This window comes from Kitasatospora sp. MBT66 (assembly GCF_000710405.2).
GTDB classification, from domain to species: domain Bacteria; phylum Actinomycetota; class Actinomycetes; order Streptomycetales; family Streptomycetaceae; genus Kitasatospora; species Kitasatospora purpeofusca.
Window position 1 is genome coordinate 20,764 of sequence record NZ_JAIY01000024.1, and the last position, 7,212, is coordinate 27,975.

Consider the following 7,212-nt stretch of genomic DNA (forward strand, 5'->3'; position numbering starts at 1 on the left):
GCGGATCCCGGCCGAGCGACTGATCTGGAGGCCCCCGTATGGCGATCGGCAACCTCACCGACGCGTTCACCAGCCTGGCGTTCGGCAAGGTGGAGACCACCCGGCTGCCGGTGCGCACCTCGACCGGCCAGGCGCAGGCGGTGTACCTGCCGACCGCCGCGCCCGGGCTGGGCGACTCCGGGGTGATCATCGGGCGCGAGGTGTACAGCGGCAAAGGGTATGTGTACGACCCGTTCCAGCTGTACGGACAGCAGCTGCCCGCCCCGCACTGGCTGGTGCTGGGGGAGTCCGGCAACGGCAAGTCGGCGCTGGAGAAGACCTATGTGCTGCGCCAGCTGCGGTTCCGGGACCGGCAGGTGGTGGTCCTGGACGCGCAGGGCGAGGACGGGGTCGGCGAGTGGAACCTGATCGCGAACGCGCTGGGCATAAAGTCGATCCGGCTGGACCCGATGGCGGCCAGGGACGGCGGGGTGAAGCTCAACCCGCTGGACCCGGCGATCACCCAGACCGGGCAGCTGTCGCTGCTGCGGACCATCGTCGAGGTGGCGATGGGGCGCGGTCTGGAGGAGCGGGCCGGGTTCGCGCTGAAGGCCGCGCACGGGCACGTGGTGGCGACGGTCCGGGACCGCCAGCCGGTGCTGGACGACATCATCGACACCCTGCGCAGCCCCGACCTGTCCTCGGTGGAGTCGCTTGGGGTGGCCGTGGACGAGGTGCAGTCCTGGGGCCTGGACGTGGCGCTGGTGCTGGACCGGCTGGTCGACGGTGACCTGCGGGGCATGTTCGACGGTTCGACCACCGACGGCATCGACCTGGACGCGCCGCTGATCGTCTTCGACCTGTCGCACATCGACCGCAACTCGATCGCGATGCCGATCCTGATGGCGATCGTCGGCGTCTGGCTGGAGCACACCTGGATCAGGCCGGACCGCAAGAAGCGGATCTTCCTGGTCGAGGAGGCGTGGCACATCATCAACAGCCCCTTCGTGGCGCAGCTGTTCCAGCGGCTGCTGAAGTTCGGCCGCCGGCTCGGCCTGTCCTTCGTCGCCGTGGTGCACCACCTGTCGGACGTGGTGGACGGGGCGGCGGCCAAGGAGGCCTCGGCGATCCTCAAGATGGCCTCCACCCGGACGATCTACATGCAGAAGGCCGAGGAGGCGCGGGCCACCGGGCGGGTGCTGGGCCTGCCCCGCTGGGCGGTGGAGATCATCCCCACACTTTCGCCGGGCATCGCGGTCTGGGACGTCAACGGCAACGTCCAGGTGGTGAAGCACATCATTACCGAGGCGGAGCGCCCACTGGTCTACACCGACCGGGCGATGACCGAGGACGCGGTGGCCGAACGGGTGCGCGCCGACCACCAGTTGGCGGCCGAGCCGGGGATCTGAGCCCGGCTCCGGCGGGCCCGGGGCGTGTTCCCGGGCCCCGGAGCCGCGCCGCGGGGCGCCGGTGCGGGGGCGGTCCGGCGCGCGGTGCGGCGGGCAGAGTCCGTCGACGATTCGTCAGTAGGTAACCCTGTCGTTACGTCCAGGGGCCTGACAGCTACGCGCGTTGACTCTAGGCTGCACTCGCGCAACGACACTCGTCTCGCGCGCCCGGGCCTGTCCACAGCTGGGCGCTCTCACAGGTGCAGGGGACCCCCTACATGCTCTCCGTCAGAACCCGACGGTCTGCGTTGGCCGTCGTCGCCGCCGCCGGCCTCGTCGGCACGGTGGCCATGCCGTCCGCGGCCCAGGCCGCGACCGCCAAGAAGCCCAAGACCGTCAACCTCCAGTTGCTGGCGATCAACGACCTGCACGGCAACCTGGAGCCCCCGGCCGGGTCCTCCGGCACCATCCGGGAGATCGACCCGGCCACCGGCCAGCCGGTCAGCACCCCGGCCGGCGGCATCGAGTACCTGGCCACCGCGCTGCGCCAGGCCCGGATCCCCGCCGACGACTCGATCACCGTCGCGGCCGGCGACCTGGTCGGCGCCTCGCCGCTGACCTCCGCGCTGTTCCACGACGAGCCCACCATCGAGGCGCTGGACAAGCTCGGCCTGGACGTCACCTCGGTCGGCAACCACGAGTTCGACGAGGGCTCCGCCGAGCTGCTCCGGCTCCAGGACGGCGGCTGCCACCCGACCGACGGCTGCTACGAGGAGGGGCGCACGTTCAAGGGCGCCAACTTCAACTACCTCTCGGCCAACGTCACCAACGAGAAGACCGGCAAGCCGCTGCTGGCCCCGTACTGGGTGACCAAGTCGCAGGGCGTGAAGGTCGGCTTCATCGGCGTCACCCTGGAGGGCACGCCGAACATCGTCACCGCCGAGGGTGTCAAGGGCCTCAAGTTCGCCAACGAGGTCAGCACGATCAACAAGTACGCCGCCGAGCTGAAGGCCAAGGGCGTCAACTCGATCGTCGCGCTGATCCACGAGGGCGGCCTGCCGGCCAGCAGCACCTACAACTACGACTGCGGCGCGGCCGGCGAGGGCATCTCCGGCCCGATCGTCGACATCGCCAAGCGGATCGACCCGGCGGTCGGCGCCATCGTCACCGGCCACACCCACAACGCGTACGCCTGCACCATCCCCGACCCGCAGGGCGTGCCGCGCTCGGTGACCAGCGCGGCCTCCTTCGGCCGGCTGTACACCGAGATCGACCTGAAGCTCGACAAGACCACCGGCGCGATCGTCCGGCCGTCGGTCAAGGCCGAGAACCACATCGTGCGCCGGACCGTCGAGAAGGCTCCGGACATGACGGAGCTGATCTCGCACTACTCCAAGCTCGCCGCCCCGATCGCCAACCGTCCGCTGGGCTACATCGCCTCGGACATCAACGGCCGTGGCAACAACGACCCGGAGAAGCCGCTCGGCGACGTCATCGCCGACGCCCAGCAGGCCGGTCTCGCGGCCGCCGACAAGGGCGGCGCGCAGGTCGCCTTCATGAACCCGGGCGGCATCCGCTCCGACCTCGTCTACAAGCAGAGCGGCGCCGAGGGCGACGGCGTGGTGACCTACGGCGAGGCGTTCACCGTCCAGCCGTTCACCAACATGATGCAGGTCAAGACGCTGACCGGGGCCCAGCTGATCCAGTTGCTGCAGCAGCAGGTGAGCGGCTCCAACGACGCCTCGCCGAAGATCCTGCAGCCGTCCAAGGGCCTCAGCTACACCCTGGACATGCGCAACAAGGGCGCCGACCGGGTCGTCGTCGACTCGATCCGCCTGAACGGCGCGCCGATCGACGCGTCCGCCAAGTACCGGGTCGCGGCCAATGAGTTCCTGGCCGGCGGCGGCGACGGCTTCCCGGCCTTCGCGGCCGGCACCGACAAGCTCGTCGGCGCCTCCGACCTGGACGTCTTCGCCGCGTACCTCGGTGCCAACAGCTCGGCCGCCGCGCCGCTGAAGGCGCCGGCGCAGGACCGCATCAAGGTCATCGGCCCGGGCAGCGTCCTCGACTGAGTCGAGGGTCGCTGGCCGTGAGCCGGCCGGGGCGGGGCGCTGTCGGGGCGCCCCGCCCTTTTTTCGTGCCCGCGCCCGGGGCCTGCTCTGCTTCTGGGCCGCGCGACCTCAGTCGGGGGAGGGGCCGCCGGGGAGCCGGACGGTGGCCAGCGCGCCCGGCCCGCCGTCCTGGGCCGGGCCGAGCGACACCTCGCCGCCGGCCTCCCGGACGCTCTGCGCGACGATCGACAGGCCGAGGCCGGAGCCCGGGAGCTGGCGCGAGGACGGGGAGCGCCAGAACCGGTCGAAGACGTAGGGCAGTTCGTCCTGCGGGATGCCGGGACCGTGGTCGCGGACGGTCAGCACACCCCCGTCGAGCCGGACGGCGATGGTGCCGCCGGGCGGGCTGTACTTGACCGCGTTGTCCAGCAGGTTGATCACCGCCCGCTCCAGACCGGCGGCGTCGGCGTGGACGTACCAGGGCGCGGTGGAGATCTCGAAGACCAGCCCCGGGCCGCGCAGCTTGGCGCGCTCGATCGCCCGTTCGGCGATCTCGTGCACGGCCACCACGGAGAGGGTGCGGACCGGCTTGGGGGAGTCCGGGCGGGAGAGCTGGAGCAGGTCGCCGATCAGCACGGTGAGCTCCTGCATCTGGGCCTTCATGTTGCCGAGCAGCTTGGTGCGGGTGGCGGGCGGGAGCGGCCGACCGGTGTCGTCGCTGCGGATCAGCAGGTCGACGTTGGTGCGCAGCGAGGTGAGCGGGGTGCGGAGCTCGTGGCCCGCGTCGGCGATCAGCCGGGTCTGCCGTTCGCGGGAGTTGGCGAGCGCGGTGCTCATGGAGTTGAACGAGGTGGAGAGCCGGGCGATCTCGTCGTCACCCTGGACCGCGATGGTGGTGCCGACCTCCTCGGTGCGGGCGATGTGCTCGACGGCGTCGGTGAGCTGGTCGACCGGCTTGAGGGCGGAGCGGGCGACGAGCCGCCCGGCGACGGCGGCGAGGACGATCCCGCCGAGGGCGACCCCGCCGAGGACGAAGGCGAGGCGGTTGAGCGACTCGTCGACGGCCTTGGTGGAGGTGGCGACCATGACCAAGGTGGGGGGAAGGGCCTTCGGTTTGGTCCAGGAGACCCGGACCAGGGCGGGTTCACCATTGGTGTAGTGGCCCTCGCGGATGATGAACTGGTTCGGCCGGAGGGAGAGGACCGCAGTGTCATCGGGGTCCGGCGCGATGGCCTTGGCGGCCATGGGCGGCAGGCAGTAGAGCGGTGTCTGGCCGGGGATCACGTACTGGGTGTCGCGAGGCGCGGAACCGCCGCCCGGCGGCTGGGGGACGGTGCCCTGCACAGTCTTGAGCGCGTTCTGAAGGCTGGGGGAGCAGTCGTCGAGCTGGGCCGGCGGACCGCCCTCGCGCACATTCTCCAGGTCACTGCGTACCACGCCGTAGAGCTGCTTCTCCACGATGAACCAGCAGGCCAGCGCCGAGGCGGCGATCGCCACCGCGACCGCCGCCGCCGTGAGGAGGGCGAACCGGCTGCGCAGGGAGCGCGCGCGGTACCAGGTGCTGAGCCGGCCGCGGCGGCGCGGGATGCGCGGCGGGGCGAGCGGCGGCGGGGGGACGGTGGGGCTCACGCCGCGGTGCCGGCTGCCGGGCGGAGCGCGTAGCCGACCCCACGGACGGTCTGGATGACCCGGGGCAGGCCGCCCTGCTCGGTCTTGCGGCGCAGGTACATCACGTACACGTCCAGCGAGTTGGAGGAGGGCTCGAAGTCGAAGCCCCAGACCGCCTTGAGGATCTGCTCCCGGGTGAGCACCTGGCGGGGGTGGGCGAGGAACATCTCCAGCAGCATGAACTCGGTGCGGGTCAGTTCGACCGGCTGGCCGGACCGGGTGACCTCGCGGGTGGCGGTGTTCATCCGCAGGTCCGCGAAGGCCAGGACGTCGGTCTCCTCCTCGACGGCGGCCGCCCGGGCGGCGGCCTCGTTGGCGAGCGCGTTGCGCCGCAGCAGGGCGCGCACCCGGGCGAGCAGCTCGTCGAGTTCGAAGGGCTTGGCGAGGTAGTCGTCGGCGCCGACGTCGAGGCCGGTGACCCGGTCGCCGACGGCGTCGCGGGCGGTGAGCATCAGCACCGGCACGGTGTCGCCGCGCGAGCGCATCCGGCGGACGGCGGTGAGGCCGTCCATCCGGGGCATCATGATGTCGAGCAGGACGAGGTCCGGCCGGTTGCGTTCGACGGACTCGAGGGCCTCGAAGCCGTCGGTGGCGGTGGCGACCTCGTAGCCCTCGAAGACGAGGCTGCTCTCCAGGGCGTCCCGGAGGGCGGGTTCGTCGTCGACCACGAGGAGCCGGGCGGTGTTCTGCTGCCCGGGCTCGGCGGGGGTGCGGTCGTCGGCGGACGGGGTCATCGGCGGTTGCCCTTTCTGGTGGCGGGAGGCCCTGCTCGGGTCAATTGTCGGACGTGCTCAGACGTTCTGGCCGGACTGCAGCTTGGGCAGCACCTGCTTGATGTCGTCGATCGGGATGGCGAAGCCGAGGCCGACGCTGCCGGCTCCGCTGCCGCCGGCGGTGGCGCTCGATCCGCTCGGCGAGTACATGGCCGAGTTGATGCCGATGACCTGTCCCGAGGCGTTGATCAGCGGGCCGCCGGAGTTGCCCGGGTTGAGCGCGGCGTCGGTCTGGAAGGCCTGGTAGGTGGTGGTGCTGCCGTTGTTCTGCGGGGCGCTGCCGCGCAGTCCGGGCAGGTTGGGGAGGCCGAAGCCGCCGTTGCCGCTGGTGGTGCCCTCGTCGAGCTGGACGGTGACCTCGCGGTGCTCGGCGCTGATGATGCCGGAGGTGACGGTGCCGGTGAGGCCCTCGGGGTTGCCGATGGCGACGACCGGGTCGCCGACCGCGACGGCGGAGGAGTCGCCGAGCACGGCGGGGGTGAGCTGCTTGGCGCCGCTCGCGGTGATCACGGCGGCGTCCAGGCTCTTGTCGGTGCCGGTGAGGGCGGCTGTGGCGGTGGAGCCGTCGTGGAACGTGACGGTGATCCGGCCGCCGGCGGCCGCGCCGGAGACCACGTGGTAGTTGGTGAGGATCTGGCCGCCGGCGGTGAGGACCACGCCGGTGCCGGTGGCGGTGCCGTTCGCGGTCTGCACCGTGATCTGGACGACGCTGGGCGAGACGGCGGCCGCGACGGCGGCGACGTCGGCGCTGCCGTCGGAACGGGCGGCGACCGGGCTGGCGACGGTGCCGGTGCGGCTCACCGAGCTGTGGCCCTGGGCGGCGACGACGCCGCCGGTGACCCCGCCGAGGACGGCGGCGACCGCGGCCACCCCGGTGACCAGGGCGAGCCGCCCCGGCGCCTGCTCGGGAGCACGGTAGCCGGGCACGCCGGCCGCGCCGGCGGGGCTGCCGGCCTCGGCGGCCAGCTCCAGGTCCACCAGCCGCAGCGAGCCGTCCGGCTGGACCAGCACGTGGCCGGGGGAGAGGTCGCGCAGCACCAGCCCCTGCTCGTGCACCCGCTCGACGAGGTCGAGCAGGATGTGGGCCATCGGTCCGGCCTCGGCCCAGTCGACGTCGGGGCTGCCGTCCCGGCGCAGTCTGGCCGCGACCCAGCTGCCGAGCGGCTGTCCGGCGATCCGTTCCTGCACCAGGAAGAGCGAGTCGTCCTGTTCGACGAGTTCGACCGGTCTCGGGGCGAGCCCCAGGCCCTCCAGCCGGGCGAGCAGCGCGGCCTCGTGCCGCAGGGCGGCGCGCGCGTCCGTGCCGGCCGGGTCCATCTCGATGTGCGCGCGGGCCTGCTTGACCACCACCTC

Annotated in this window: 5 protein-coding genes; 2 read left to right on the forward strand and 3 right to left on the reverse strand. The window is 72.1% G+C overall.

From position 1 onward, the window contains the following. Window positions 1–38 precede the first annotated feature (38 nt). Both BI06_RS44670 and BI06_RS44675 read left to right on the forward strand, forming a co-directional pair. Window positions 39–1,388 carry an ATP-binding protein gene (locus tag BI06_RS44670; RefSeq protein ID WP_037782249.1) on the forward strand — a complete coding sequence of 450 codons (1,350 nt, stop codon included), beginning with the start codon at window positions 39–41 and terminating at the stop codon, window positions 1,386–1,388. 257 nt (window positions 1,389–1,645) lie between these two features. Beyond that, window positions 1,646–3,439 carry a bifunctional UDP-sugar hydrolase/5'-nucleotidase gene (locus tag BI06_RS44675; protein ID WP_051743063.1) on the forward strand — a complete coding sequence of 598 codons (1,794 nt, stop codon included), beginning with the start codon at window positions 1,646–1,648 and terminating at the stop codon, window positions 3,437–3,439. Between the two features lie 108 nt (window positions 3,440–3,547). On the opposite strand, the gene BI06_RS44680 is transcribed toward BI06_RS44675, so the two are convergent. From BI06_RS44680 to BI06_RS44690, 3 genes are all read right to left on the reverse strand, one after another. Further along, the gene (locus BI06_RS44680) at window positions 3,548–5,047 is read right to left on the reverse strand and encodes a cell wall metabolism sensor histidine kinase WalK (RefSeq protein ID WP_082559106.1); all 1,500 of its coding nucleotides are present in this window, start codon (window positions 5,045–5,047) and stop codon (window positions 3,548–3,550) included. Beyond that, a complete protein-coding gene (locus BI06_RS44685; RefSeq protein ID WP_043478756.1) occupies window positions 5,044–5,820 on the reverse strand; it encodes a response regulator transcription factor in 777 nt (258 codons plus the stop codon). The genes BI06_RS44680 and BI06_RS44685 overlap by 4 nt, the downstream gene beginning before the upstream one ends. Window positions 5,821–5,877: 57 nt before the next feature. After that, window positions 5,878–7,212 (reverse strand): trypsin-like peptidase domain-containing protein (locus BI06_RS44690; protein ID WP_369826407.1); only part of this gene is annotated, 1,335 nt, incomplete at its 5' end.